Here is a 25,109-nt window from a genome sequence, read left to right on the forward strand (position 1 = left end):
TCGATCCGGCTGCGACAGTGGAGGTGTGAACCCCCTCGCACTCGCCCTTGTCCTGGTCGCCGCCGTCTCCCACGCCGGATGGAACCTGTTGAGCAAGCAGGCGGCCAAGGCCGACTCCGTGGTCTTTCTGTGGCTGGTCGCCGCCGCCTCGACCGTGTTGTGGACGCCCGCCGCCCTGGTCTCCGGCGCCGTGCCGTCGTGGCGGGTGGTGCCGCTGATCTGTGTCAGCACGGCGCTGCACCTGGCCTACTTCGTGCTGCTCCAGCGCGGCTACCGGCACGGCGACCTGTCGGTGGTCTACCCGGTGGCCAGGGGCACGGGGCCGATGCTGGCCAGCGCCGTGGCGGTGGTGTTCCTCGGCGAGCACCCGACCCATCTCGGCATCGCGGGCATCCTGCTGGTGGGCGTGGGGGTGTTCCTGCTCAGCGGGGGCGGCGCGGGCGACGTCAAGGGGCTGCTGTTCGGGCTGATGACGGGCACGTTCATCGCCGCCTACACGGTGTGGGACGCCCAGATGGTCAAGGAGTTCGCGGTCGTCCCGATGGTGCTGATCTATCTCGGCGAGATGTTCAGGATGCTGGCGATCACGCCGCTCGTCGTCGTCGGCGGGCGGTGGCGGCTGGTCGCGCAGGTGTGGCGGCAGCACTGGCCGAAGGTGCTGGGGGCGGCCGCGCTGGTGCCGCTGTCGTACCTGCTGGCGTTGTTCGCCTTCCAGCTGGCGCCGGTCAGCGTGGTCGCGCCGATGCGGGAGGTGAGCGTGCTGATCGCGGTGGTCATGGGCGGGCGGCTGCTGGCCGAGGGGGACCTCGGCCGCAGGCTGGTCGCCGCGGGCGTCATCCTCGGCGGGATGGTCGCGATCGCGATCAGCTGATCCAGCCGGTCTCCAGCTCCCTGCTGGCGTGCATGAGCGCGTCGACGGCGGCGCGGATGGCGGGCCGCCGGGCCGCGTCGGTGCGCCACAGCGCGTAGATGCGGCGGGTCTGCCTGGGCCTGATGGGCACCATCCGCACTCCCGCGGGGATGTGGACCCTGCCGAGCCTGGGCACGATCGCGCAGCCGAGGCCCGCCTCGACCAGCGCGAGCTGGGTCGGGTACTCGTCGGCCATGCAGGTGATCTCCGGCTCCAGCTCGGCGCTGCGCAGCGTGAACACCAGCCAGTCGTGGCAGATCGTGCCGGGCGCGGTGCTGATCCACCGCTCTCCGCACAGCTGGGCCAGCTCCACCTCCTTACCGGCGGCCAGCGGGTGGGCGGCGGGCATGGCGACGTCGGCGATGTCGTCGAGCAGCGTCGCCCGCGACAGCCCGTCGGGGATGGCCAGCGGCCGGTTCATCCAGTCCTGCGCGACCACGAGGTCGAGCTCGCCCCTGGCGACCTCCCTGATCTGCCGCTCGGGCTCGCGCTCGGTCAGGTACACCGCCAGGTCGGGATGGCGCTGCTTGAGCAGGGACAGCGCGCGCGGCATCAGCCCTCTGGCCGCTGTCGGGAACGCGCTCACGGCCAGCTTGCCGACGACCGCGCCGCGCAGCGCCTCGAAGTCGGCCTCGGCGGTCTCGACCAGGGCCAGGATGCGCTCGGCGTGCTCGGCCAGCAGGCCCGCGGCGTCGGTGAGCTTCACCCCTCTGCCGTTGCGTTCGAGCAGGGTCGCGCCCGTCTCCCGCTCCAGCTTGGCCAGCTGCTGCGAGACGGCGGACGGCGTCACCATCAGGGCGTCGGCGGCGGCGCCCACCGACCCGTAGACGTGGACGGCGTGCAGCGCCTTCAGCCGGTTGAGGTCGAGCATGTAGCCATTCTAAACCTTTCACCGTAGAAGATGTCGCTTGTGCTCAAGAGTCGTCCCTTGTGAGCATGGGTGCATGCGTTTGCGGCATGTATTGCTCGCTGTCGGCCTCGCCGCCGTGTGGGGGTTCAACTTCGTCGTCATGGAGGTCGGTCTGCGGCACTTCCCGCCCCTGCTCTACGCGGCGCTCCGGTTCACCCTCGCGGCCTTTCCGGCGATGCTGCTGGTGGGCCGGCCCACCGTGGGCTGGCGGTGGATCGCCGGCGTGGCGGCCTCGGTCGGTGTCGGGCAGTTCGGCCTGCTGCTCGTCGGCATGCGGGCGGGGATGCCACCGGGACTGTCCTCGCTGGTGCTGCAGACACAGGCGCTGTTCGTCGTGGTCTTCGCGGCGGTCCTGCTCGGCGAGCGGCCAGGCGCGCGCCGGATCACGGGTCTCGCCGTCGCCTTCGCCGGGCTGGCCGTCGTGGCCGTCGACTTCGGCTCCGGAGGGCCGGTCGGCGCGTTCCTGATGTGCGTGGGAGCCGCGGCCGCCTGGGGCCTGGGCACCGTCATCCAGCGCAAGGCCGCGCCGCCGGACCCGCTGCGCTTCATGGTGTGGGTCAGCGCGCTGTCGGCGCCGCCGCTGCTGCTGCTGTCGCTGGCCGTGGAGGGCGTGCCGCGGCTGACCTTCGCGTGGGAGGGCGTGGCGTCGCTGGCCTACGTGGCCTTCGTCTCGACCCTCGGCGGGTTCGGGCTGTGGGGCTGGCTGCTGCGGCGCTACGACGCCTCGACGGTCGCGCCGTACACGCTGCTCGTCCCCGTCTTCGGGCTGTCGTCGGCGGCGCTGGTGACGGGGGAGAGCATCTCGTGGCTCAAGCTGGCGGCCGGGGTGCTCATCGTGTCCGGCGCGCTCTACGCGGGCACCCGGCCGCGCGCGGCGCGCCGGCCGGACCGGTCCCTCCCCGAACCCGTCACCGCGGGCCGCCCCTGAGGGCGGCGGTCAGCCCGCCTGGGCCGCCGCCTGCGCCGCCGCGGGCAGCGCCTCGACGATCAGCCCCAGCGCCTCCTCGTCGTGCGCCGCCGACAGGAACCACGCCTCGTACGCCGACGGCGGCAGGTAGACGCCCTGGTCGAGCATCGAGTGGAAGAACGCCGTGTACGCCTTGGTGTTCTGCGTCTGGGCCGCGGCGAAGTCCGTCACCTCCCGATCGGTGAAGAAGATCGAGAAGAGGCTGCCCGCGCTCTGCAGCCGGTGCGGGACGCCCGCCGCCTCCAGCGCCTTCGTCGCCGCGAGCGAGACCGCCGCGGCGGCGGCGTCCACCCTGGCGTAGGCGTCGTCGTCGAGGCCGCGCAGCGTGGCCAGGCCGGCCGCGCACGCCAGCGGGTTGCCCGACAGCGTGCCCGCCTGGTAGACGGGGCCCTCGGGCGCCAGGTTGGCCATGACGTCCGCCCGGCCGCCGAACGCCGCCGCGGGCAGACCGCCACCCATGACCTTGCCGAACGTCATGAGATCGGCGTCGACGGGGTCGAGACCGTACCAGCCGGCCCTGGACACCCTGAAGCCCGTCAGCACCTCGTCGAGGATGAGCAGGGCGCCGTTGGCCGCGCACAGCTCCTTGAGCCGCCGGTTGAAACCGGGCAGCGGCGGCACCACACCCATGTTGGCCGGGCACGCCTCGGTGATCACGCAGGCGATCTCGCCCGTGCGGAAGGCCTCCTCGACCGCCGCCAGGTCGTTGTACGGCAGGACGATCGTGTCGGCCGCCGCCGCGCCCGTGACACCAGGCGTGTCGGGCAGGCCGAAGGTGACCACGCCCGAACCGGCCGAGGCGAGCAGCGCGTCGACGTGGCCGTGGTAGCAGCCGGCGAACTTGACGACCTTGGAACGCCCGGTGAAGCCGCGGGCCAGCCGTACGGCGCTCATGGTCGCCTCGGTGCCCGAGCTGACCAGGCGCACCTTCTCCACGGGAGCGACCCTGGAGACGATCTCCTCGGCCAGCTCGACCTCGCCGGGGGTGGCTGTGCCGTACGACAGGCCGTGCTGGAGCGCGCCGGAGACGGCCTCGACGACGGCGGGGTGGCGGTGGCCGAGGATCATCGGGCCCCACGAGCAGACCAGGTCGACGTAGCGGTTGCCGTCGACGTCGGTGATGTAGGGGCCCTGGCCTGAGGCCATGAAACGGGGCGTGCCGCCGACGGCGCCGAACGCTCTCACCGGGGAGTTGACGCCCCCGGGCACGATGGCGCGGGCTCGCTCGAAGAGGTCCTCTGAGTTCTGTGTACGGCTCACGCGTCCCAGCCTACGGTCAGGGACCCTTCCCTCTTGCGTGGCCCTCACCTGGCGGCACGGACACGGAGTCAAGTCCGCTTTATGGGCATTTGGGGGAAGACGCAAAGGAGGCGGGGTATCTCAGGTACGCACGGGGAGTGACGGAGTGGTGATAAGCGTGCGCCGGAGCCGGGAGGGGCCGGCTCTCCGGCCATGCCGACCGGACGGCCAGCAACGCTACGACGGAAGACGCCCATGAACCTGCAAATCCTGCCCCTGGCCGTCACCATGATGGCGGGTCCGCAGATCATGACGGCGATCGTCCTGGTCATGCACCGGTACGCGGTGCGGGTCTCCCTCGCCTACCTGGTCGGCATCGCGCTCGCCGCGACCGTCGGAGTGATGCTGACCCGCTGGCTCGCCGCCCTGCTCGACGGCGCGATCCCGCTGGGCGACCCCCACGACAAGGGATCGCTGGGCTGGATCATCCAGATCGTCCTGGTCGCCCTCCTGGTCGCCATCGCGCTCAAGAGCTACCTGGGACGGGCGACCTCCAAGCCGCCCAAATGGCTCGACAAGCTGCTGGAGACCGGTCCGCGCAAGGCGTTCACCACCGCGCTGCTGCTCGTGCTGTTGATGCCGACCGACATCGTGGCGATGCTCACCGTCGGCGTGAACCTGCAGCAGAACCACGCCCCGCTGCGCGCGGCGGTGCCGTTCCTGCTGGTGACGCTCCTGATCGCGGCGCTGCCGCTGCTGGCCTACCTGCTGTTCCGGCACCGGGCCACGGCCGTCATGCCCAAGGTGCGGAGCTGGATGGACACCCACGGCTGGCTGATCAACATCATCGTCTGCGGCATCTTCGTCCTCCTCATCGTGTGAGACCCCCGGAGGACGGCTTCGGGCGGGCGGCCCGGGATCAGACGAGCCAGTCGAGCACGCGGAGCGGGTCGGGAAGGGGACGCCCGTCGGGAGGCCGCAGCCAGGACACGGGCTGGCCGCCGGCCATGGTGGAGGGCGGGGCCAGGACGTAGCTGTCGCGGCAGTGCCACCGCAGGCCGGGCGTCTCGTCGATCGAGGTGGGCGCGACGTCGAGGCTGCACGTCCACCACTCGTCCTCGTCCTCGGGATTGCCGCGGGTGGCCACATAAAAGAGCACCCGGTCGCCGTGAGAGGCGACCGGGCCGGAGTGGAAGTCGGCGGCGTCCATGCGGGACAGCGCGGTGAGGCCCGCCGTGAGCGGTACGTCGAAGACGTCGAACACGCGGCCGGTGGGCAGGATCACGTTGGCCTCGGGCTCGCGCTGCCACCAGCGGGTCAGCTGCGTCGTGTCCGTCGTGGCCTGCAAGGACCAGGCGGGCGAGAGCGGATGGGCACCGGGATCCGGACAGCCGATCCGGTCGCACGAACAGGCGCGGGCCCCCCGGCGCAGCGGATGGGCGCCCGGCACGCTCGCCCAGCCGAGGGCCGCGTACTGCAGGACCGATTCGACCCGGGTCGGGCGCGTCCGCTTTTTGGTACGCCGAGCGAGTGGTACCCCCACCATGGTGTCTCCCCGTTCGAGTCCGTGCCTGAGAGAGGTCCCCGGGCACTCGAGACGGCTTCACAAGGGACACACCAGCACTTGTCCTCGCACTCTAACGCATAGGTCCCATGACCCGACGGGAAACCCCTCTGCTCAGATGCGTCGCGCCACTTCCGTCGCCCAGTACGTGAGGATCAGGTCGGCCCCGGCGCGTCGGATCGCGACCAGCGACTCCATGATCGCGCGGTCGCGGTCGATCCAGCCGTTGGCCGCCGCCGCCTCCACCATCGCGTACTCGCCGCTGACCTGGTAGGCGGCCACCGGCACCTCGACCGTGTCGCGCACCTCGCGCAGGATGTCGAGGTAGGGGAGGGCGGGCTTGACCATGACGATGTCGGCGCCCTCGGCGACGTCGAGGCGGACCTCGCGCAGGCCCTCCCCGACGGGCCCGGCCGGGTCCTGCTGGTAGGCCTTGCGGTCGCCGAAGTTCTTCGGCATCTCGACGGCCTCGCGGAAGGGCCCGTAGAAGGCGGAGGCGTACTTGGCCGAGTAGGCCATGATCGGCACCTGGGCGAAGCCCGCCGCGTCGAGCCCGGACCTGATCGCGCCGACCTGGCCGTCCATCATGCCGCTCGGCGAGATCATCTGGGAGCCGGCGCGGGCCTGGGCGACGGCCATGGAGACGTAGCGGTCGAGCGTGGCGTCGTTGTCGACCTCGCCCTCGGGCGTCAGGATGCCGCAGTGGCCGTGGTCGGTGACCTCGTCGAGGCAGGTGTCGGCCATGACCACCAGCGCGTCGCCCACCTCGGACACCACGTCACGCAGCGCCTGCTGGGTGATGCCGTCGGGGTCGTCGGCGGCCGTGCCGTAGGAGTCCTTGACCGCGGGGACCCCGAACAGCATCACCCCGCCGAGGCCCACCTCGGCCGCCTCGTGGACGGCCTTGCGCAGCGACTCGCGGGTGTGCTGGACCACGCCCGGCATCGAGCCGACGGGCTGCGGCTCGGTGATGCCCTCCTTGACGAACAGCGGAAGGATCAGATCGGCCGGATGCAGCCGCGTGCCGGACACCATCCTCCGCAGCGCGGGGGTACGGCGCAGCCGCCGCGGTCGGGCGGCGGGGAACTCGGCGGTCATGACTCTCCTCACACGTGCCCCCGGGGACGGGGTTACTTGGCGCGCCTGCGCGCTCCCCTGCGGTTCTGCGACGGCCTGCGCGGGACGTCGCCCGCCTCCAGCGCCGCCTGCCTCTGCTTACGACCGTACTCGGCCAGCGCGGCGGCCAGGGCCGAAGCCGACGGCTTGTCGGCCATCACGTCGACGCGCAGCCCGAACTCCTCGGCCGTCTTGGCGGTCTGCGGGCCGATGACCGCGATCACCGTGACGTTGTGCGGCTTGCCGGCGATGCCGACCAGGTTGCGCACCGTCGAGGACGAGGTGAACAGGACGGCGTCGAACCCGCCGCCCTTGATCGCCTCGCGGATCGGCGCGGGCGGCGGCGCGGCGCGGACGGTGCGGTAGGCCGTGACGTCGTCGCACTCCCAGCCCAGCTCCGTCAGCCCGGCCACCAGCGTGTCGGTGGAGATGTCGGCACGCGGGAGCAGGACCCTGTTGATCGGGTCGAGCATCGAGTCGTACGGCGGCCACTCGGCGACCAGACCCTCGGAGGACTGCTCGCCCGAGGGCAGCAGGTCGGGCTTGACGCCGAAGTCGACCAGGGCCCGCGAGGTGGCCTCGCCCACGGCGGCGACCTTGAGCCCGGCGAAGGCGCGGGCGTCCAGGCCGTACTCCTCGAACTTCTCCCGCACCGCCTTGACGGCGTTGGCGCTGGTGAAGGCGACCCACTCGTAGCGGCCCGTGACCAGGCCCTTGATCGCGCGGTCCATCTGCTGCGGGGTGCGCGGCGGCTCGACCGAGATGGTCGGCACCTCCTCCGGCACCGCGCCGTAGGAACGCAGCTGCTCCGACAGGCCCGCGGCCTGCTCCTTGGTGCGCGGCACCAGCACGCGCCAGCCGAACAGCGGCTTGGTCTCGAACCACGACAGCCTGTCGCGCAGGCCGACCGCCTCGCCGACCACGATGAGCGCGGGCTCGGTGAACCCGGCGTGCTTGAGGTCGGGCTGCAGCCGGCCCAGCGTGGTGGCGACGGTGAACTGCTCGGTCGTGGTGCCGGCGCTGCTCACCGCGACGGGCGTGGAGTCGGGCTTGCCGTTGGCGATCAGCGCCTTGCCGATCGCGACGGCCTGCTCGATCCCGTTGTAGACGACCAGCGTGCCCGTGCACGCGGCGTGGGCGGCCCAGTCCTGCTCCTGCGCGGCGTCGACGATCCTGAACTCGGGGACGTCGGAGGCGGGCGGGATGCCCGCGTAGGCGAGCACGGCCGTGGCGGGCGGGACACCGGGCACGATCTCGAAGTCCACCTCGGCCGCGGCGCACGCCGCGACCTCCTCGGTGATCGAGGAGAACAGCATCGGATCGCCCTCGCACAGCCGTACGACGAGCTGCCCTGCCTTGGCGCGCTTGACGAAGTCGTCCTGGACGACCTCGACGCCTTCCTTGCAGTGCTTGAGAAGAGGGCCGAAGGCCTCCTGGTCGAGGACGACGGCGTCGGCCTTGCCCAGGAGTTCGGCGCCACGGAGCGTGAGCAGGCCTGCGTCGCCTGGACCCGCGCCCACGAAGGCGACGAAAGCAGCGGTCGGACTATCGGGGCTCAATGGGACTGCTCCCCCATCAATCTGTCGGCCCCCTCAGCGATCATGGTGGCCGCGAGATCGCGGCCCAGCTCCATGGCCTCCGAAGGAGAACCGGCGGCGGACTTGCGCACCGCTTCCCGGCCGTCGAGGGCGACGACCGTCGCGGTCAAATTCAGCGTGTGCCCGTCGTCGAGGGCGAACGCGCCGACCGGGGCCGAGCATCCCGCCTCGAGAGCGGACAGCACCGCGCGCTCGGCCGTCACCGCGGACCTGGTCCGCGGGTCGTCGAGCACGCTGAGGAAGTCGACCAGGTCAGACCTGGTCGAGAGGCACTCTACGGCCAAAGCGCCCTGACCGGGAGCAGGCAGCATCTCCTCGACCTCGAAGATCTGGGAGATCTCGGACACCCTGCCGATGCGGGTCAGGCCCGCGGCGGCCAGAACGACCGCGTCGAGCTCGCCCGAGGTGACCTTGCCGATGCGCGTGTCGGCGTTGCCGCGGATCGGCACGTAGTCGAGGTCGTCGCGCAGGGCGCGCAGCATCGCGATGCGCCGGGGCGACCCGGTGCCGACCTTGGCGCCGGGCGCCAGGTCGGCGAACTTCGTCCGGCCCACCAGCGCGTCGCGGACGTCATGGCGCACCGGCAGCGCCGCGACCACGAAGCGGGGGTCCTGCTTGGTCGGCAGGTCCTTGAGCGAGTGGACGGCGAAGTCGACCTCGCCCGTGACGAGCTTGTCACGCAGGGCGCTGACGAACACGCCGGTGCCGCCGAGCTGCGACAGCTGGGCCTTGGACACGTCGCCGAACGTCGTGATGCCGACCAGCTCGATGGCCTGGCCGGTCTTCTCCGTGTAGAGGTCGGCGACCATCTGCGACTGGGTCGTCGCCATCAGGCTGCGGCGGGTGCCGAGCTTCACAGGTCCACCCCTCTCACGGCTTCGGGCACCGTGGGATCGAGATCGAACAGCTCGCGCAGAGCCTCGGCATAATGATCGCCCGCGGGCGAGGCCGCGAGCTGCTTGACACGCACGGTCGGCTCGTGGAGCAGCTTGTCCACCACGCGCCTGACGGTCTGCGCCACCTCGTCGCGGGCCCGGCCGTCCAGGTGGGGCAGGCGCATCATCAGCCTGCCGAGCTCGGCCTCGACGACGTCGGCCGCCTTGCTGCGCAGCGCCACCACCGTCGGGGTGACGCGGGCGGCGCGCTCGGCCGACAGGAACGCCTCGAGTTCCTGGGCGACCAGCCGCCGGACCGCCTCGACCGCGTCGCGCTCGCCGGCGCCGACACCGGACCGCTGGATCGTCTCCAGGTCGACCAGGGTGACGCCGTCGACGGCGCGGACGGCGGGGTCGATGTCGTGCGGCATCGCGAGGTCCAGCAGGAAGGCCGGGCCCTCGACCATGTCGGGCGTGATGACGTGGTGTCCCGCGCCCGTGCAGGAGATGACGAGGTCGGCGTCGCCGATCTCGCAGGAGACCTCCGACAGCTGCACGGCCCTGCCGCCGACCGACTCGGCCAGCCGTACGGCCTTGTCGTAGGTGCGGTTGGCGACCACGACGTCGGTGATGCCGACCCGCGCCAGCGTGGCGACGGCCAGGCCGCTCATCGCGCCGGCGCCGACGACCAGGGCGCGCCTGCCGGTCAGGTCACCCGCGAAGGACAGGCCCGCGGTGACGAGCGAGGCGCCCGCGCGGTCGATGCCCGTCTCGGCGTGGGCCCGCTTGCCGACGCGCAGCGCCTGCTGGGCCAGCTCGTTCAGGGTCGCGCCGACGGTGCCCTGCTCCTGGGCGAGCCGCAGCGCCTGGCGGGTCTGGCCGAGGATCTGGCCCTCGCCGACGACCATGGAGTCGAGGCCGGCGGCGACGGTGAACAGGTGCTCGACCGCGCGGTCCTCGTAGTGCACGTAGAGGTGCGGGGTCAGCTCGTCGACGGGGACGCCCGAGTGCGTGGACAGGAGGGTGGTGACGGCGGTCACGGCCGCGTGGAACCTGTCCACCGCGGTGTAGACCTCGACCCTGTTGCAGGTCGACATCACCATGACCTCGGCGACGTTCACCTCCCTGTGAACGTCCTGCATCAGCTTGACCAGCGCGTCGCCGGACACCGACACGCGCTCGAGCAGCGACACCGGAGCGGTCCGGTGACTCAGTCCGATCGCAAGAACGCTCACTGGCTGTCCACGGCCATCAACGGCCCCCCACTCATCCGATCCGCTTTGCGTTGCTCATGGAACGCGAGGATCTGCAGCTCGATCGACAGGTCGACCTTACGGACATCGACAGTGTCAGGCACAGAGAGCACGACAGGGGCGAAGTTCAGGATGCTGGTCACCCCCGCCGCGACCACGCGGTCGCACAACTCCTGCGCCGCGGCCGCCGGGGTGGCCAGCACGACGATCGACACCCCACGCCTCTTGATGACGGCTTCCAGCTCGTCGATGTGCTCAACATTCAACCCCGCTATGTCGTCGCCCACGATTTCGGGGTCGGCGTCGAGCAGCGCGGCGACGCGGAAACCCCTGGAGACGAAGCCCCCGTAGTTGGCGAGCGCCCGGCCGAGGTTACCGACTCCGACGATCGCGACGGCCCAGTCCTGGGTGAGACCGAGCTCCCTCGAGATCTGGTAGACGAGATACTCCACGTCGTAGCCTACGCCGCGGGTGCCGTAGGAGCCGAGGTGTGACAGGTCCTTGCGCAGCTTGGCCGAGTTGACGCCCGCCGCGGCCGCCAGGTCCTCCGAGCTCACCGTCGCGATGCCGCGCTCGGCCATCCCGTTGAGGGCGCGCAGGTACAGGGGGAGTCTGGCCACCGTCGCCTCGGGGATGCCGCGGTCACGCGGTTGGGACTGACGCATCACGTGCCGAGGCTCCTTGGGCTGCGGTATCAGTAATCGGGCCGCCTTTCAGATTAATCCCTTTGTGAACCGACGCACAAAGTCGTGGCTAGGCTGAGGGGATGCACCGCATCACATTGCTGGGCAAGCCAGGCTGCCACCTGTGCGACGACGCCCGCGCGATCATCGCCAGGGTGGCGGCGGACACGGGCGTCCCGTGGGAGGAGGTCGACATCAACTCCTCGCCCGAACTGACCGAGAAGTACTGGGAGATGATTCCCGTCACTCTCGTCGACGGGGTGCAGCACGACTTCTGGCGGGTCTCCGAGGAGCGCCTGCGCGCGGCCCTGTCCGGCTGACCTGTCCGGCTGACCTGCGCGGCCGACCTGCGCGGACGGCCCGCCTCAGACCTGGAAGGCGGTCGGCAGCGGCACGACCTTGGCCGCGTTGACACTGAGCTCGATGACGTTGGTGGCCAGCACCATCGACTGGCGATCGGTCAGGAAGCGCTCCATGTGGGGCTGGCGCTGGTGGTCGGCGTAGGCGACCTCGTCGCGGTACAGCTCGTAGACGATGCGCTGCAGCGGGGCCGACTTGACCGCGTGGCAGGCGTAGACCAGCGTGTCGGGCTCGCTGCGCCGGACGGCCTCCACGGTCTGCTCGGCCAGCCGGTCGAAGGCCTCGCCGGAGCCGTCCATGATCGTGAACACGGTCAGCAGGCCGTAGATGCTCGGCGAGGGCCGCGAACCGCCGCCGGCGGGAACCGTGGTGGAGCCGGTCGAGAAGCCGGGGATCTCGGCGCCGGGGTAGACGGCGCCGGTGGCGGGCATGCTGTACTCGGGCTCGCGGGCGTGCCCGCCGTAGCCGGGTGATGCCGCCGCCAGGCCCTCGGGCACGCCGAACATGCCGGTCTCCGGCGGATGGCCGCCCGGCATGGAGTGCGGGCCGGTGTGCGGGCTCGCGTGGCCGCCCGGCATGGAGTGCGGGCCGGTGTGCGGGCTCGCGTGGGAGCCGGCCGGGGTGGCCGCGTGGTGACCGCCCTGGGGGCCGCTGGGCGGGAGCTGGCCGTAGCGGCCGTCGGCGCCGTTGGACATGAACGTGCCGGTGGCAGGACCCGAGGCGAAGGGATCCATGCGGGCGGCGTAGTCGACCTCCTGCTCGCCGGCGCGGTACTCGGCGACCAGATCGCCGAGACCCGACCTGCGGGGCTGCGCCGGCTGCTGGACGGCCGGCTGCTGGACCGCCGGTTGCTGAACGGCCGGCGGCGGCACGGCGGGCTCCCTCGCGGCCCTGCGGCCGGCGGGACGGGACTCCCACTGCTCCTCGGCGATCTCGCCCTCCTCCTCGTCCTCGTACGGCGCCAGCGGGCGCAGCACGGAGTACCAGACACCGGCCGCGGCCACGACGAGCAGCGCGACGGTGAAGACCGCCGGCACGCTGAACCGCACGGCGCCGACCAGCGCGATGGCGCTGGGCCCGACGACCAGGCTGGCGTGCAGGTTGTCGGTGTCGTACTCGTCGCCCTTGCGCCAGCGCAGGCCCGCCATCACCAGGCAGCCGAGCATCACCAGGACGACGAGCGCGTGGACGCCCGTCAGGACCGATCCGGCGACCAGACCCCAGTGCAGGCTGCCGGACGGCAGGACCGTGTTCTTGAGCTTGGCCTCCTCGATCACGGGGTCGAGGATCAGGATGTAGCCGGAGACGATGGTGACGGCGATGCCCAGCAGCCAGGTGGCGAAGCTGGCCCTGCCCTTCTCCGCCAGCAGCTGGACGAGGCCGATGGCCAGCCACAGCGGCGCCAGCAGCGCCCCGAACAGCTGGTAGAGCCGGAAGGTGAGCGGCCCGAAGGTCTGCAGCGTGCCGAGCCCGACGGCGGCGAGCGAGAGGCACAAGGCGATCGCGGCCACGGTCCAGGCGATCAGCCAGCCGTCACGGTCTTCCTGAAAACGGCGTACCAGGGCGAACGCGGCGATCCCGGCGAGGAGGGCACCGGCGAACGCGATCACTGCGACGAGGAGTTCCATGGTGCCCCCAATGCTGCCGGACATTACCTCCCAACCGGTAGCCGAAGAGGGAAGCGGGTCGGTCCACACGGTATCCGCCGGTTACTGGTAGCCATGACGCACCCTGTGCGGATTGTGGAATTTCCAGTTGATTTCTAGAGTGTTCGAGCACGCCGCACCCCTTACCCCTAGGGATACCGGATGCCTGACTCGTGGTCGTTCGCCGGGCTACTTCCCTCCTCCGCACTCGGAGGAGCCCGGACGGGCGAGCTTGCTGTACGTGAAGACGTGCCGGACACCGATCACAATGAGCTGCGCGCACTGGTCTTACGGGCCAAAGCCGGCGACAACGACGCTTTCGGAACGCTCTACGACCGCTATCTCGACCTCGTCTACCGGTACATCTACTTCAGAGTCGGCTCCCATCCCCTCGCCGAGGATCTCACCAGCGAGACCTTCCTGCGCGCGCTTCGCCGAATCACCGACTTCACCTGGCAGGGTCGTGACTTCGGCGCCTGGCTCGTGACCATCGCCCGGAACCTGGTCACCGATCATTTCAAGTCCGGTCGCTACCGCCTCGAGGTCACCACGGCGGAGGTGCTCGACGTCCCCGTCGACGGCGAGCACATCCCTGAGAACGCCGTCGTCACGGCGATCATCAACGACCGCGTGCTGCGCGCCGTACGGGAGCTCAATCCCGAGCAGCAGGAGTGCGTGGTCCTGAGGTTCCTGCACGGCCTGTCACTGGCGGAGACCGCACTGATCATGGGGAAGAAGAGTGGAGCGATCAAAGCGCTGCAGTTCCGAGCGATCCGATCGCTGGCCAGGGCTCTCAAGCCGGATCTGGCGTAACCTCACCCCGCGGCAGGTCGTTAGGCAGGTATCACCAGTGGATCGACATGCGGGGGCGGCAGGGAGCGTTCATGGGTAGGTCGCCATTCCATCGCCGGCTGTCCGATCATGACGCTGATGCCCTCCTCGGACAGCTGACCGACCTCGGCGCGAACCTCCCCCTGGGAGGCGGGCCCGACCCCGCGTTCAGAGCCAGGCTGCGCGAGACGCTGCTGTCCGAGACCCTGGCGCCTGGACCGGCCACCGCGGCGCCGCCCGCGCGCCGTCGTGGATCGCTGCGCTGGCTCTCCCCTGTGCTGGCGGCCGGCCTCGCGACGGCGATGACGCTGTCGACGATCGTGACCTACCGCGCGGTGCCGGGCGACATGCTCTACCCGCTCAAACGGGCCGCGGAGGGCGCGGTGATGGAGCTGAACCCCGACAAGGCGGGCGGCGCCCTCGACGCCGCGAGCGAGCGGGCCGAGGAGTTGGCGGCGCTGCTCGACGCGGGCGGCGGCGGCCCGCACGTCGGCGCCACGCTCCAGGAGATGGAGGAGAGCACCCGCTCGGCGATCGAGCGGATGGACCGGGCGGTGCCCCGCGACCAGTCGAAGATCGACGACTTCGTGGCCGAGCAGCACGAGAAGGTCGACCCGATGCTGGAGCAGCTCAACGACGTCGACCAGCAGCAGGCCAACGATTACCTCGACTACATCGACGGGCTGCGGCTGCCTAACGGCTAGTCAATACTTCCCGGTTAAGCTGAGGGGCTATGAGGCGGCTACTACGACGGCATCGGGCGGCTGAGGCGGAGATTGCCGGCGAGGTGGCGGCAGCCGCCGCGGTGGCCACCGTTCCCCCCGAGCCCGACATGCAGGCCGCGGCCTTCTTCGACGTCGACAACACGATGATGCGCGGAGCCTCGATCTACCACTTCGCCCGCGGCCTCGCCACGCGCGGCATGTTCACCACGTCCGACCTGCTGAAGTTCGCGGTCGGCCAGGCGGTCTTCCGGCTGCGCGGCAACGAGAACCCCGAGCACATCGCGGTGGCTCGCGAGACCGCGCTGGCCTTCGTCGCGGGCAGCAAGGTCGACGACGTCGTACGGCTCGGCGAGGAGATCTACGACGAGACGATGTCGGACCGGATCTGGGCGGGCACCCGGGCGCTGGCCCAGTCGCACCTCGACGCCGGGCAGCGCGTCTGGCTGGTCACCGCCACCCCTGTCGAGCTGGCCAGGGTCATCGCCCAGCGGCTGGGCCTGACCGGCGCCCTCGGCACGGTGGCCGAGTCGCAGGACGGCGTCTACACCGGCCGCCTGGTCGGCGACCTGCTGCACGGCCCCGCCAAGGCCGAGGCGGTGCGGGCGCTGGCCCGCCGCGAGGGCCTCGACCTGACCCGCTGCACCGCCTACAGCGACTCGGCCAACGACCTGCCGATGCTGTCGCTGGTCGGCCGGGCCGTGGCCATCAACCCCGACTCGGAGCTGCGCGAGCACGCCAAGAAGCACAACTGGCCGATCCGCGACTTCCGCACGGGACGCAAGGCCACGCTGACCGCCCTGCCGATCGCGGCCGGGGTGGGCGCGGTCGCGGGCGGCATCGCCGCGGGCATCGCGCTGCGCCGCCAGCACCGCTCCGGCTGACCCGCCGCCCCCACGCGGGAGGCTCACAGGTCGGCGGCACCCGCGCCTTCGGGTGGCCGGGGAACCGGCGGTCGCGCGGCGCAGCGTTCCAGCAGGGCGGCCAACTCCAGGCTGACCGCCGTGGGGTTCTCCAGCCCGACCATGTGCCCCGCTCCCGGCACCACCACCAGCCTGGCCGACGGCAGCGCCGCGGCGATCCTGCGGCTGTGCTCCGGCGGTGTGAGCCGGTCGAGCGCGCCGACCAGCACCAGCGTCTCCACCGAGGCCAGCGCCTGCAGCGCCGCCAGCTTGTCGTGGGCGAGCATGCCGTGGAAGAAGCCCGCCATCACCGAAGCCGGCGTACCGGCGATCATGCGGTTGACGAAGCGCAGGTGCTCCCTGCGCGGGCCGAAGGCGAGAAAGCGGGTGACGGGCAGTGTCGTCATCGGGTTGATCATGGAGTCCCGCAGCCCGTTCATGACGAGGGGGGTCACCCGCGGCGCCAGCCTGCCCAGCGGGCCGCGCAGGCCGAACGTGCTCTCGCCCAGCCGGCCGGACGACGTGCTGACCAGCGCCGCGCCGACGATGCGGGAGCCGAACAGCGCGGGACGGGAAGCGGCCAGGCCCATCACCGTCATCCCGCCCATCGAGTGGCCGACCACCACCACGGGCAGTTCCGGGGGCACGACGGCCTCGATGACGGCGTGCAGGTCCTCGCCGAGCTGCTCGATCGTGCGGCGGTCGGCGGGTCCCTCGCCGGAGTCGCCGTGCCCCCGCTGGTCGTAGCCGACGAGCATCGCGCGTCCGGCCAGCGCCTCCCGCTGGAAGTGCCACGAGTGCCTGGTGAGCACCCAGCCGTGGGCGAACACGACGGCGTACGCCGGAGCGTCGGGCTCGTCGACCTCCACGGCCAGCCGTACGCCGTCAGGGGTGGTGACGGTGAGGGCCCGTCCTCGCGCCGTCACCGGGTGAGGGGCGCGCCGCCCGCGGGCCGCGACCGCCCCGATGGCCACACCCGCCAGCACCCCTGCCGCGATCGTCCACGCTCTCATGCGCAGACGATAACTTTTACTGGACTGCTAGTCCAATAGGCTGGTCGTCGGCGATGGCCTGGAACAGCCGGCCAGCCTCGGGCTGCTTCCACTGCAGTCGGTGGCGGTCCTGCGGATGTGGTTCGACCGGGACGGTGGAGAAGTGCAGTTTCGCGCCCGACACGCCCCTCGCGATGTCGGCCATCTGGCTCACACCGAGCCCGTCGTCGGTCGTCACCGCCTCGCTCGCGGCCCGGATGAGCGCGGCGAGCTTGGCCGGGTCGCTCCGCACCTCCGCCGCCATCGCGGCCAGGAAACCGTGCTGGCGCTTGATGCGCGACAGGTCGCTGCCGTCGGCGTAGTCGCGGAGCCTGACGTAGCCCAGCGCCTGCTCCGCGTTGAGCTCGTGCTCCCCCGCGGGCAGTTTCAGCTTCGACTTCCTGTCGTCGATCGGGGTGTCCACCTTCACGCGCACCGTCCCGACGGCGTCGACCATCGTCTTGAAACCGGCGAAGTCCACCTCCACCGCGTGGTCGATCCTGACCTTCGTCAGCTTCTCGACGCTCTCCCACACGCACCGCAGGCCACCGGCGTCGAGCGCGGCGTTGAGCATCCGCTGCCCGCCCGGCGCGCCCGCGCAGGAGGGCAGCTCCGCCATCGAGTCGCGGGGCAGGTTGACCGCGTCCGCGCTCCTCCCGTCGGCCGACAGGTGCAGCAGGATGATCGTGTCCGCTCGGGCGCCCACCCCGGTCCTGGACTGGATCGGGCCGTACTTCGCGTTGGCCTCGCCCTCGCGGGTGTCGGAGCCGACGAGCAGCACGTTGATCGCTTGGCCGGACTTGGCCGGGCGCGCGCCCGCGGGCGGGGCCACCGTACCGGCCGTGAGCTGGTCGCCACCCTTGAGCACCACCATCGGGACGGCGACGGCCGCCGCGGTCGCGACGGCGGCCAGGCCCAGCATCGGCCAGCCGCCCAGCCTGAACCCTCGGCGGGGGCGGCGCTCCATGAAGCTCCGGCGCCGGCCGGCCAGCGTGGCGGGCGGCTCGTGCTCCAACTCGTCGCCGAGGTCGCGGAGCATCCTCAGGTCGTCCATGGTCACGCCTCCTCCAGCATCGGGTTGGTGTCGCCGAGCGCGGCGCGGACCTTCCTGCGCGCTCGGTTGAGGCGGGAGCGCACGGTGCCGACCGGGATGGACAGCGCCTGCGCCACCTCCTCGTAGGCCAGATCGCCCCAGGCGATCAGCAGCAGGACGTCCCTGTCCCTCGCGGGCAGCGCGGCGAGCGCGCCGGCCAGCAGCGGCCGCGCCGCCTGCGCCGTCACGCCCGTCAGCACCCGCTCCACGGGCGACTCCACCACCTCGTCCGCCGGCACCCGCAGCAGCGCCCGATACCTGGTGGCCTCCCTGCGGTGGTGGCGCGCGAGCAGCTTGGTGACGATGCCGAACAGCCACGGCCGCGCATCCGTGTAGGACATGTCGTATTTCTTGCGCTTGGCGAAGGCGATCAGGAAGGTTTCGCCGACCAGGTCATCGGCCGGTTCGGGCCCCAGGCGCCGGGAGACGTAGCGGTACAGCATTCCCGCATAGCGGTCGAACAGCTCGGCGAACTGTTCAGGGTCGGCCAGGGAGCCACGGATCAGCTCGTCGTCCCTGAACCCGACAGGAGTTGGCGCGGTCAACAGGCCGGCCCCCTTCGTGGAATCGACGCGGTCCCCGGTATCTCTCCCTCAGGGGCGATCCGGGTTCACGCGCCCTCCGCGAGGGGTGCGGCGTGCCGTACCGGGGGGCTCAGAAGAAGGCGTGACCGCGGCGCAGGCGCAGGGCCGTGAGCAGCTGCTGGACGACCTCGCGGACGTGGTCGGTGAGCTCGAAGACCAGCATGGGGTCGTCGGCGGCGGCCGGCTCGAAGGTGTCGGTCCTGATCGGCTCGCCGAACTCGATCATCCACTTCGACGGCAGCGGGATCAGGCCGAACAGTCCGAACCACGGGAACAGCGGCGTGATCGGCAGGTACGGCAGGCCGAGCAGGCGCGCGAGGAAGCGCAGGTCGCCGATCTTGGGATAGATCTCCTCCGCCCCGACGATCGCCGTGGGCACGATCGGCACGCCGGCGCGGATGGCGGACGCGACGAAGCCGCCCCTGCCGAAACGCTGCAGCTGGTATCGCTCGGAGAACGGCTTGCCGACGCCCTTGAAGCCCTCGGGGAACACGCCGACGAGCTCGCCCTTGCGCAGCAGGCGGTCGGCGTCCTCGGGGCAGGCCAGGGTGTGGCCGGTCTTGCGGGACAGGTGGCCGAGCACCGGAAGCTGGTAGACCAGGTCGGCGCCGAGCAGTCGCAGCGCCCGCCCGCCCTCGTCGTGGACGGCCACCTGCATCATCAGGGCGTCGACGGGGAGCGTGCCCGAGTGGTTGGCGACCATCAGCGCGCCGCTGTCGGCCGGGATGTTGTCCAGGCCGACGGTCTCGACCCGGAACCACCGGTGGTAGAGCGGCCTGATCAGCTCCAGCAGGACCTTGTCGGTGAGCTCGGAGTCGTAGCCGAACTCGTCCACTTCGTACTCGCCGGCGATCCGGCGGCGCAGGAAGGCCAGCAGGCGGGCGATCGCGTCGTCGTGGTCCTCTCCCGCGTAGGAGGGCGCATCGGTGATGGGAATCACCCGACGTTCTTCGGGCGAAGCGCTCAACTCCGGACACCTCTCCTCGACCGCAGGAAGTCGTCGAAAGCCGCCGCGGTGGTGAACTTGGGCTTCCAGCCGAGCTCGGCCGCGAGCTTGGCGCCGTCGACGACCCTGCCGTGACACAGCAGCCGCAGTTGCTCCGGCGAGAAGTCGACCAGGCCCGCGCCGCGAGCGGCCTCGCCCAGCAGGCGGAAGGCGGGCGAGAGGAGCGGGAGGGTGATGGCGCCCGCCCGGCGCGCGCACTGCGACAGCAGAAGCACGCCTTCCCCGGTCACGTTGTACGTGCCGGGGTGGTCGTCCAGCGCCATCCGCCGCAACACCTCGACCGCGTCGTCTTCGTGGACGAACTGCAGCCGGGGGTCGAAACCGAACACGGACGGCAGGACGGACTGGCTGAAATAACGCGTCAGCGGCGAGTCGACGCCGGGACCCATGAAGTTCGCGAAACGCAGCGTCGACACCGTCACATCGGGACGGCGGCGCGCGAAGCCCCGGACATAGCCTTCGACCTCGGCCGCGTCCTTGGCATAGCCATGAGACGGGCTGTCGTGAGGTACGACGTCCTCGGTGAACACCGCCGGATCCTTGGGCGACGAGCCGTAGACCGCGGTGGTGGAACGCACCACCACGCGGCGCACGGTCGACGACCGCTGACAGGCACCGAGCAACTGCATGGTGCCGATCACGTTGTGCTCTTTCATGGAGGCTCGGCCCGCGCTGCCCGAGGGAGCGCTGACCAGGCTCATGTGCACAACGATGTCGATGTCCGCCGCCGCGATCACCTGAGCGATGTCGGGGCTGCGAAGATCCACCCGGACGAACTCCGTCCGGCCGAGGGAGATGCCGCCATCTCGGGTGAGCGAGGGCGGCGGCACGGTGTCCACTCCGATGACGCGACTGATGCCCGGGTCCGCCGCGAGAACGCTCGCCACTCGGGCGCCGACGTGGCGCGAGACCCCGGTGACAAGCACGGTGTGGGTCATCGGCGCCTCACAGACTGCGGCTACTTCTTGTTACGACGCTGGATGCGCGTCTTCTTCAGCAGCTTGCGGTGCTTCTTCTTGGCCATCCGCTTGCGGCGCTTTTTGATCACAGAGCCCACGGGACCCCCAGGTAACTGATAGCAAGGCTGAATCGGTGTGCGAGCGCACACCGGTCAACAGACTACCGGCGATCCACGGTAGATCGCCCCCTGGGGGTGACCGTGTGGCAACACTCGCGATGTGACCACCGATCACACCGCTACCTCTCGGGCTTACCCAGCCTCGATGTACGCCTCCCTGAGGTAGTCGTGGACCGCCTGCTCGGGAACTCGGAACGAGCGCCCGACCCTGATGGCCGGCAGCTCGCCAGAGTGCACCAACCGGTACACCGTCATCTTGGACACCCGCATGACCGTGGCCACCTCGGCAACGGTCAGGAACTTCACCTCGCTGAGAGGTCTTTCGCCTGCACCCATCGGACGCCTCTTCCGCACGTGTTTCCGGGTTATCCCCACTGGTGCCATTGCTCACGCACGTGTACTGCCGTCAGCGTAAGTCGGGACTCCGAGTGCGCAAACCCCCTACTTTCTCAGTCATCGGAGCCGCCTGTCAGCGAAACCAGCGAAATTGCTGGCCAGCAGCCGGGCCGTGCCCCTCGCCTGGACGTGCTACCTGTCTATGTTCGTACACATAAGAGTCGCCCGGCGCCCCTCAAAAGTTGGCAAAGGGACGACGAGCCTCTTGGAATGCAGGCGCGAAAAGACGGTATAGGGAGGGCCGAATTCGACTCAAAGGGCTCGTGAGACTCGTGTGACGAGCCGATCGGTCAACGGCGCGTAATAGCGCGGTAGCACATTGTCATCGAGTGGGACGACCACGTCGATCTTGCCCTCGGCCTCGCCCAGGAAGAGCGCGGGGTCGTTGCTGTCGGCGAACCCGACGGTCGGGATGCCCGCCTCTCCGGCCGCTCCCGCCCAGCCGTGATCGGCGATCACCAGATCGGGACGCGCGTCGCCGAGCTCGGCCAGCATCGCCTCCATGGGCGCCGAGTCATGCGTGTGCACGAAGCCGCCCCGGTCGTCGAGCATCGCCACGTCGCCCAGGTAGCGGATCTTGCGCTTCCTGCCGAAGCCGGCGCCCCAGTAGGTCCAGCCCTCGGCGGGGCTCAGCAGCGTCGCGCCCCTGGCCGCCACGGCCGCGGCCAGCGGCAGGTGGATGGCGAGCAGACCGGTCGGATGCCCCGTGGCGAACAGCACGCGCGGCGCCGGCCTGGCCAGCACGCCGACGATGCGGTCGGCCATGAGGTCGAGCGCGTCGATCGTGCGCTCGGGATCGATGGTGTCCTGGCCCTCGCGATGCCCGGGATCGGCGACGACACCCGCCGACTTGGCCATCTGGGCGAGGACGTCGCGGTAGGACCAGTTCTCGAGACTGGTCAGGCCGAAGAGGAAGTAAGGGTCTCGGTTCGCGACGGACCGGTAGTGGTCGAGATTGTTCTCCCTGCTGGTGGCCACATCTCCAGCGATGCGCGTCCTGATCAGGTGCTCGCGGAGTTCGTCGCGGGTCAGCAATGGACTCTCCTTCCCACCTGTCGGAGCCTAACGGCCCACGAATGGTCTGAACCACCGCACAGGCCGCGAAATTCCGACGACTCGGGCACCCGGGCGCGTCGTAGGCACGCTCACGTCGGGCGCCCGGGCACGTCGTAGGCACGCTCACGAACTGCTGGGTCCGCGGCGTCAGGGCATCGGATCGAGGCCGTGGTAGGGGAAGACGGCCTGCCGCGTCGCCATGATCGCGCGGTCGACGGCGTCGGCCGGGTCGTAGCCGCCCGACAGGTCCTTGAACGCCGGGGTGCGCCCGTCGGTCATGGTGAGCGGCGGCGTCTCCCTCGTCCGCTCGCGCACCAGGGCCTGCCAGGCCGCGCCCGTCCTCGTCGAGGGGTCGACGGGATGGCCCGACACCTCGGCGATGAGGTGCGTCCACGCCCGCGGCACCACCTGGACCAGCTCGTAACCGCCGCCTCCGGTGACGATCCAGCGCCCGCCGGCCGTCTCGTGGGCCAGGCGGTGCAGCGCGGCATAGGCGGCGCGCTGGCCGTCGACGCTCAGCATCAGGTGGGCCAGCGGGTCGAGCGCGTGGCTGTCGCAGCCGTGCTGGGTCACCAGGATCTCGGGCGCGAACTCTCTCAGCAGCGGCGGTACGACCGCGTGGAAGGCGCGCAGCCAGCCCTCGTCGCCGCACCCCGCGGGCAGCGCCACGTTGACCGCGGTGCCCTCCGCGCCGGTCTCCTGCGGCCATCCCGTGCCGGGGAAGAGCGTGCGGGGGCTCTCGTGCAGGCTGACGGTCAGCACGCGGGGGTCGTCGTAGAAGAGCGCCTGGACGCCGTCGCCGTGGTGGACGTCGACGTCGACGTAGGCGACCTTCGAGGCGCCCTGCGCCAGCAGCCAGGCGATCGCCACGGCGGGGTCGTTGTAGACGCAGAAGCCGCTGGCCACGTTGGCCATGGCGTGATGCAGGCCGCCGGCGATGTTGACGGCGTGCTCGGCCGTACCCTCCCAGACCGTGCGGGCGGCGGCCAGCGAGGCGCCCGCGATGAGCGCGGAGGCCTCGTGGACGCCCGCGAAGGACGGGTTGTCCGGCGTGCCGAGGCCCGCGGCCAGGTCAGGACGGCCGTCCGCCGAGACGCGCTTGACCGCCTCGATGTAGTCACGCTTGTGGACGAGGGCCAGCTCGTCGTCGGTGGCCGGTACGCAGCCGACGACCTCGGTCCGGTCGAGAACGCCGAGCTCGCGGGCCAGCGCCATGGTCAGCTCGACCCTGATGGGAGCGAGGGGGTGACCCGGGCCGAAATCATAGGCAGTGAGGGCGTCGTCCCAGACGACTCGCACCGACTCGCTCATGCGCCGACGTTACCGCAGTGCCGGTGACCCGGGCGAAACCCGCACCACATGATCCACTCTCCGGCCCCGCCGCCCGGAGACCCGCGGCGACCGCGGCGACTGGTTAGGGTTCAGGCCATGCGCGTAGGGCGGGCGATATGGCGGTTCTTCGGCCGTCCCGAGGTGTTCGACGCGACGCTGGTCATCGTGCTCGGCACCATCGCCGTGGTCGGCCTCGTCGCCGGACTCGTCGGCGATCCGCCCCTCGTCGCCGGCGGGGCCATGCTCCTGGCCTCCGCTCTCCCTCTTCTCGCCCGGCGCCGCCACCCGATCCCCGTCGCCGTCGCCGTCGCCGCGCTCGACGTCGTCGGCACCCTCACCGGCACCAACTCGGTGGCCGCCACCGCGCTGATCGCCCTCTACAGCCTCGGCCGCTACACCGAGGGCAGGAGGACGCTGGTCACCGCTGTCGCGCTCGCCACCGCCTACGGCATCGCCCTCGCGGTGAGGACGCCCACGGAGAGCCTGGCCATCGCCTCCTACCTGGTGGCCGTGGGCGTGGGGCAGCTCGTCAGGGCACGTGTCGAGCTGCGCGAGCGTTCGGCCAGGGAGCGCGCCGACGAGGCGGTCCGCGCGGAGCGCCGCCGTATCGCCCGCGAGCTGCACGACGTCGTCGCCCACCACCTCAGCGTGATCAACGCGCTGGTCGGCGGGGCGCGCGCGGTCATGCCCCCGGATCCGCCGGAGGCCCGCGAGGCGCTGCTGTCGGCCGAGCAGACCGCCAGGCAGGCGCTGACGGAGATGCGGCACCTGCTCGACGTGCTGCGGGCCGACGGCCCCGGCGGCGGCGAGGCGACCGGGGCGGGCGCGGCCGGGCTGCCCGCGCTGGTCAAGCAGGCCGGCGCGGCGGGGCTGCCGGCGAGCCTGGCGGTGGACGGCACGCCCGTGCCGCTGCCCGCGGCGATCGACCTGGCCGTCTACCGGATCGTGCAGGAGGCGCTCACCAACACCCGCAAGCACACGCGCGGGGCGCGGGCCACCGTACGGATCAGCTACGAGGAGCGGGCGGTCGAGGTCGAGGTGCTGGACGACGGTACGGCCGGGCCCTCGTCCTCCCCCGGCGGCTTCGGGCTGGCGGGCATGGCCGAGCGGGTGGCGCTCTGCGGCGGGCAGCTGTTCACCGGGCCCCGCGAGGTCGGCGGCTTCGAGGTCCGTGCGAGGCTTCCGCTGTGATCACCGTGCTGCTCGTGGACGACCACGCCCTCGTCAGGACCGGATACCGGCTCATGCTGAACGCCCAGCCCGACATCTCCGTGGTCGGCGAGGCGGGCGACGGCGCCGCCGCCGTGGCGCGCTGCCGCGAGCTGCGCCCCGACGTGGTCATCATGGACCTGCACATGCCCGGCGTGGACGGCATCGAGGCGACGTCGGCCATCGTCGCCGAGTTCGCGCAGACCAAGATCCTCATGCTGAGCACCTTCGACCTGGACGAGAACGTCGTGACGGCGCTCAGAGCCGGAGCCGACGGCTTCCTGCCGAAGGACGTCTCGCCCGAGGAACTGGTCGAGGCCGTCAGGGTGGTCCACGGCGGCGCGGCGGCCGTCGCGCCGCGCCTGCTGACCGGACTGATCCGCACCTACGTCCGCGGGGGCCGGCCGCGCGCGGAGATCGACGGGCTCACCGCGCGGGAGCAGGAGGTGCTCGTGCTCATCGCGAAAGGCCTGTCCAACGCCGAGATCGCCGAACGGCTCGCCGTCTCGCCGAGCACCGTGAAGAACCACGTGACCGCGGTGTTCGCCAAGATCGACGTCAGCAACAGGGCGCAGGCGGTGATCGTCGCCTACGAGCGCGGGCTGGTCACCCCCGGGGGCTGAAGCAGCGCGACGCCTGACCGGCCATCGACCCTCGGATCCCGCGCGAGTCACTCGGCGGCAGGGTGATGACCGGGCCTCGCCCGGGTCACTCGGCGCGCGGGGCGATGACCGGGCCTCGCCCGAGT

Annotated in this window: 27 protein-coding genes; 9 read left to right on the forward strand and 18 right to left on the reverse strand. The window is 71.1% G+C overall.

Going from position 1 to position 25,109, the window contains the following annotated elements:
* Positions 1–25 precede the first annotated feature (25 nt).
* The gene (locus ACWDLG_RS02645) at positions 26–871 is read left to right on the forward strand and encodes an EamA family transporter (protein WP_449915250.1); all 846 of its coding nucleotides are present in this window, start codon (positions 26–28) and stop codon (positions 869–871) included.
* Here the strand turns inward: ACWDLG_RS02645 and ACWDLG_RS02650 are convergent.
* Positions 864–1,781, reverse strand: coding sequence for a LysR family transcriptional regulator (locus ACWDLG_RS02650; RefSeq protein ID WP_354907795.1), 918 nt, complete (start codon positions 1,779–1,781; stop codon positions 864–866). The genes ACWDLG_RS02645 and ACWDLG_RS02650 overlap by 8 nt on opposite strands.
* Positions 1,782–1,854: 73 nt before the next feature.
* Here ACWDLG_RS02650 and ACWDLG_RS02655 point away from each other — a divergent pair, with 73 nt between their 5' ends.
* Positions 1,855–2,748 (forward strand): EamA family transporter, encoded by an 894-nt coding sequence (locus ACWDLG_RS02655; RefSeq protein WP_449915253.1) that lies wholly within the window; start codon positions 1,855–1,857, stop codon positions 2,746–2,748.
* 9 nt (positions 2,749–2,757) lie between these two features.
* Here ACWDLG_RS02655 and hemL read toward each other — a convergent pair whose 3' ends face one another.
* The gene (gene hemL, locus ACWDLG_RS02660) at positions 2,758–4,047 is read right to left on the reverse strand and encodes a glutamate-1-semialdehyde 2,1-aminomutase (protein WP_354907798.1); all 1,290 of its coding nucleotides are present in this window, start codon (positions 4,045–4,047) and stop codon (positions 2,758–2,760) included.
* A gap of 234 nt (positions 4,048–4,281) precedes the next feature.
* Between hemL and ACWDLG_RS02665 the strand changes: the two genes are divergently transcribed.
* Positions 4,282–4,908: a GAP family protein gene (locus ACWDLG_RS02665; protein WP_354907800.1), complete on the forward strand. Its 627-nt coding sequence runs from the start codon at positions 4,282–4,284 to the stop codon at positions 4,906–4,908.
* 37 nt (positions 4,909–4,945) lie between these two features.
* On the opposite strand, the gene ACWDLG_RS02670 is transcribed toward ACWDLG_RS02665, so the two are convergent.
* The 6 genes from ACWDLG_RS02670 to ACWDLG_RS02695 form a co-directional block, all read right to left on the reverse strand.
* Positions 4,946–5,572, reverse strand: coding sequence for a bifunctional DNA primase/polymerase (locus ACWDLG_RS02670; RefSeq protein ID WP_449915257.1), 627 nt, complete (start codon positions 5,570–5,572; stop codon positions 4,946–4,948).
* 132 nt (positions 5,573–5,704) lie between these two features.
* Positions 5,705–6,688 (reverse strand): porphobilinogen synthase, encoded by a 984-nt coding sequence (gene hemB / locus ACWDLG_RS02675; protein WP_354907802.1) that lies wholly within the window; start codon positions 6,686–6,688, stop codon positions 5,705–5,707.
* Between the two features lie 32 nt (positions 6,689–6,720).
* On the reverse strand, positions 6,721–8,265 hold the full coding sequence (locus ACWDLG_RS02680) for a uroporphyrinogen-III synthase (protein WP_449915259.1): 1,545 nt from the start codon (positions 8,263–8,265) through the stop codon (positions 6,721–6,723).
* Positions 8,262–9,134: a hydroxymethylbilane synthase gene (hemC, locus tag ACWDLG_RS02685; RefSeq protein ID WP_449916172.1), complete on the reverse strand. Its 873-nt coding sequence runs from the start codon at positions 9,132–9,134 to the stop codon at positions 8,262–8,264. The genes ACWDLG_RS02680 and hemC overlap by 4 nt, the downstream gene beginning before the upstream one ends.
* 23 nt (positions 9,135–9,157) lie before the next feature.
* Positions 9,158–10,414 (reverse strand): glutamyl-tRNA reductase, encoded by a 1,257-nt coding sequence (locus tag ACWDLG_RS02690; RefSeq protein ID WP_449915261.1) that lies wholly within the window; start codon positions 10,412–10,414, stop codon positions 9,158–9,160.
* On the reverse strand, positions 10,411–11,097 hold the full coding sequence (locus ACWDLG_RS02695; protein ID WP_354907807.1) for a redox-sensing transcriptional repressor Rex: 687 nt from the start codon (positions 11,095–11,097) through the stop codon (positions 10,411–10,413). Before ACWDLG_RS02695 ends, ACWDLG_RS02690 begins: the two co-directional genes overlap by 4 nt.
* Positions 11,098–11,198: 101 nt before the next feature.
* On the opposite strand from ACWDLG_RS02695, the gene ACWDLG_RS02700 reads away from it, so the two are divergent.
* On the forward strand, positions 11,199–11,435 hold the full coding sequence (locus ACWDLG_RS02700; RefSeq protein WP_449915263.1) for a glutaredoxin family protein: 237 nt from the start codon (positions 11,199–11,201) through the stop codon (positions 11,433–11,435).
* Between the two features lie 45 nt (positions 11,436–11,480).
* On the opposite strand, the gene ACWDLG_RS02705 is transcribed toward ACWDLG_RS02700, so the two are convergent.
* Positions 11,481–13,103, reverse strand: a complete 1,623-nt coding sequence (locus tag ACWDLG_RS02705) for an antibiotic biosynthesis monooxygenase (protein ID WP_449915265.1) — start codon at positions 13,101–13,103, stop codon at positions 11,481–11,483.
* A gap of 180 nt (positions 13,104–13,283) precedes the next feature.
* Here ACWDLG_RS02705 and ACWDLG_RS02710 point away from each other — a divergent pair, with 180 nt between their 5' ends.
* From ACWDLG_RS02710 to ACWDLG_RS02720, 3 genes are all read left to right on the forward strand, one after another.
* Complete coding sequence (locus ACWDLG_RS02710; RefSeq protein WP_449915266.1) at positions 13,284–13,934, forward strand: sigma-70 family RNA polymerase sigma factor; 651 nt, start codon at positions 13,284–13,286, stop codon at positions 13,932–13,934.
* A 71-nt stretch (positions 13,935–14,005) separates the two neighbouring features.
* Positions 14,006–14,656, forward strand: coding sequence for a DUF5667 domain-containing protein (locus ACWDLG_RS02715; RefSeq protein ID WP_449915268.1), 651 nt, complete (start codon positions 14,006–14,008; stop codon positions 14,654–14,656).
* 29 nt (positions 14,657–14,685) lie between these two features.
* Positions 14,686–15,558 carry an HAD family hydrolase gene (locus ACWDLG_RS02720; RefSeq protein ID WP_354907813.1) on the forward strand — a complete coding sequence of 291 codons (873 nt, stop codon included), beginning with the start codon at positions 14,686–14,688 and terminating at the stop codon, positions 15,556–15,558.
* Between the two features lie 23 nt (positions 15,559–15,581).
* Here ACWDLG_RS02720 and ACWDLG_RS02725 read toward each other — a convergent pair whose 3' ends face one another.
* The 9 genes from ACWDLG_RS02725 to ACWDLG_RS02765 all read right to left on the reverse strand — a co-directional run bounded on the left by ACWDLG_RS02725 (position 15,582) and on the right by ACWDLG_RS02765 (position 23,131).
* Positions 15,582–16,589: an alpha/beta fold hydrolase gene (locus tag ACWDLG_RS02725; RefSeq protein ID WP_449915271.1), complete on the reverse strand. Its 1,008-nt coding sequence runs from the start codon at positions 16,587–16,589 to the stop codon at positions 15,582–15,584.
* Between the two features lie 16 nt (positions 16,590–16,605).
* Positions 16,606–17,661 (reverse strand): LCP family protein, encoded by a 1,056-nt coding sequence (locus tag ACWDLG_RS02730; RefSeq protein ID WP_449915272.1) that lies wholly within the window; start codon positions 17,659–17,661, stop codon positions 16,606–16,608.
* A 2-nt stretch (positions 17,662–17,663) separates the two neighbouring features.
* Positions 17,664–18,245 carry an RNA polymerase sigma factor gene (locus ACWDLG_RS02735; protein WP_449915273.1) on the reverse strand — a complete coding sequence of 194 codons (582 nt, stop codon included), beginning with the start codon at positions 18,243–18,245 and terminating at the stop codon, positions 17,664–17,666.
* A gap of 109 nt (positions 18,246–18,354) precedes the next feature.
* Entirely contained in the window at positions 18,355–19,224 is an 870-nt protein-coding gene (locus ACWDLG_RS02740; protein WP_354907818.1) for a lysophospholipid acyltransferase family protein, read from the reverse strand.
* A gap of 23 nt (positions 19,225–19,247) precedes the next feature.
* Positions 19,248–20,228, reverse strand: coding sequence for an NAD-dependent epimerase/dehydratase family protein (locus ACWDLG_RS02745; RefSeq protein ID WP_449915275.1), 981 nt, complete (start codon positions 20,226–20,228; stop codon positions 19,248–19,250).
* Between the two features lie 20 nt (positions 20,229–20,248).
* On the reverse strand, positions 20,249–20,347 hold the full coding sequence (locus ACWDLG_RS02750; protein ID WP_018654693.1) for a 30S ribosomal protein bS22: 99 nt from the start codon (positions 20,345–20,347) through the stop codon (positions 20,249–20,251).
* A gap of 153 nt (positions 20,348–20,500) precedes the next feature.
* Positions 20,501–20,704, reverse strand: a complete 204-nt coding sequence (locus ACWDLG_RS02755; protein ID WP_026214222.1) for a helix-turn-helix domain-containing protein — start codon at positions 20,702–20,704, stop codon at positions 20,501–20,503.
* 312 nt (positions 20,705–21,016) lie between these two features.
* Positions 21,017–21,799, reverse strand: coding sequence for a phosphatase (locus ACWDLG_RS02760; protein WP_354907822.1), 783 nt, complete (start codon positions 21,797–21,799; stop codon positions 21,017–21,019).
* Positions 21,800–21,967: 168 nt separating this feature from the next.
* Positions 21,968–23,131 (reverse strand): acetoin utilization protein AcuC, encoded by a 1,164-nt coding sequence (locus ACWDLG_RS02765; protein ID WP_449915276.1) that lies wholly within the window; start codon positions 23,129–23,131, stop codon positions 21,968–21,970.
* 117 nt (positions 23,132–23,248) lie between these two features.
* Here ACWDLG_RS02765 and ACWDLG_RS02770 point away from each other — a divergent pair, with 117 nt between their 5' ends.
* Positions 23,249–24,343: a sensor histidine kinase gene (locus ACWDLG_RS02770; RefSeq protein WP_449915279.1), complete on the forward strand. Its 1,095-nt coding sequence runs from the start codon at positions 23,249–23,251 to the stop codon at positions 24,341–24,343.
* On the forward strand, positions 24,340–24,984 hold the full coding sequence (locus ACWDLG_RS02775; protein ID WP_449915281.1) for a response regulator: 645 nt from the start codon (positions 24,340–24,342) through the stop codon (positions 24,982–24,984). Before ACWDLG_RS02770 ends, ACWDLG_RS02775 begins: the two co-directional genes overlap by 4 nt.
* Positions 24,985–25,109 lie beyond the last annotated feature (125 nt).

This window comes from Nonomuraea sp. NPDC003727 (genome assembly GCF_053586935.1).

Excerpts from the sequence above, each read along its gene's own strand:
- ACWDLG_RS02650 (WP_354907795.1), bottom strand. The coding sequence starts at position 1,781 with ATGCTCGACCTCAACCGGCTGAAGGCGCTGCACGCCGTCCACGTCTAC.
- ACWDLG_RS02655 (WP_449915253.1), top strand. The coding sequence starts at position 1,855 with ATGCGTTTGCGGCATGTATTGCTCGCTGTCGGCCTCGCCGCCGTGTGG.
- ACWDLG_RS02665 (WP_354907800.1), top strand. The coding sequence starts at position 4,282 with ATGAACCTGCAAATCCTGCCCCTGGCCGTCACCATGATGGCGGGTCCG.
- ACWDLG_RS02670 (WP_449915257.1), bottom strand. The coding sequence starts at position 5,572 with ATGGTGGGGGTACCACTCGCTCGGCGTACCAAAAAGCGGACGCGCCCG.
- hemB (WP_354907802.1), bottom strand. The coding sequence starts at position 6,688 with ATGACCGCCGAGTTCCCCGCCGCCCGACCGCGGCGGCTGCGCCGTACC.
- hemC (WP_449916172.1), bottom strand. The coding sequence starts at position 9,134 with ATGGCGACGACCCAGTCGCAGATGGTCGCCGACCTCTACACGGAGAAG.
- ACWDLG_RS02695 (WP_354907807.1), bottom strand. The coding sequence starts at position 11,097 with ATGCGTCAGTCCCAACCGCGTGACCGCGGCATCCCCGAGGCGACGGTG.
- ACWDLG_RS02700 (WP_449915263.1), top strand. The coding sequence starts at position 11,199 with ATGCACCGCATCACATTGCTGGGCAAGCCAGGCTGCCACCTGTGCGAC.
- ACWDLG_RS02705 (WP_449915265.1), bottom strand. The coding sequence starts at position 13,103 with ATGGAACTCCTCGTCGCAGTGATCGCGTTCGCCGGTGCCCTCCTCGCC.
- ACWDLG_RS02710 (WP_449915266.1), top strand. The coding sequence starts at position 13,284 with ATGCCTGACTCGTGGTCGTTCGCCGGGCTACTTCCCTCCTCCGCACTC.
- ACWDLG_RS02715 (WP_449915268.1), top strand. The coding sequence starts at position 14,006 with ATGGGTAGGTCGCCATTCCATCGCCGGCTGTCCGATCATGACGCTGAT.
- ACWDLG_RS02720 (WP_354907813.1), top strand. The coding sequence starts at position 14,686 with ATGAGGCGGCTACTACGACGGCATCGGGCGGCTGAGGCGGAGATTGCC.
- ACWDLG_RS02725 (WP_449915271.1), bottom strand. The coding sequence starts at position 16,589 with ATGAGAGCGTGGACGATCGCGGCAGGGGTGCTGGCGGGTGTGGCCATC.
- ACWDLG_RS02730 (WP_449915272.1), bottom strand. The coding sequence starts at position 17,661 with ATGGACGACCTGAGGATGCTCCGCGACCTCGGCGACGAGTTGGAGCAC.
- ACWDLG_RS02745 (WP_449915275.1), bottom strand. The coding sequence starts at position 20,228 with ATGACCCACACCGTGCTTGTCACCGGGGTCTCGCGCCACGTCGGCGCC.
- ACWDLG_RS02755 (WP_026214222.1), bottom strand. The coding sequence starts at position 20,704 with ATGGGTGCAGGCGAAAGACCTCTCAGCGAGGTGAAGTTCCTGACCGTT.
- ACWDLG_RS02765 (WP_449915276.1), bottom strand. The coding sequence starts at position 23,131 with ATGAGCGAGTCGGTGCGAGTCGTCTGGGACGACGCCCTCACTGCCTAT.
- ACWDLG_RS02770 (WP_449915279.1), top strand. The coding sequence starts at position 23,249 with ATGCGCGTAGGGCGGGCGATATGGCGGTTCTTCGGCCGTCCCGAGGTG.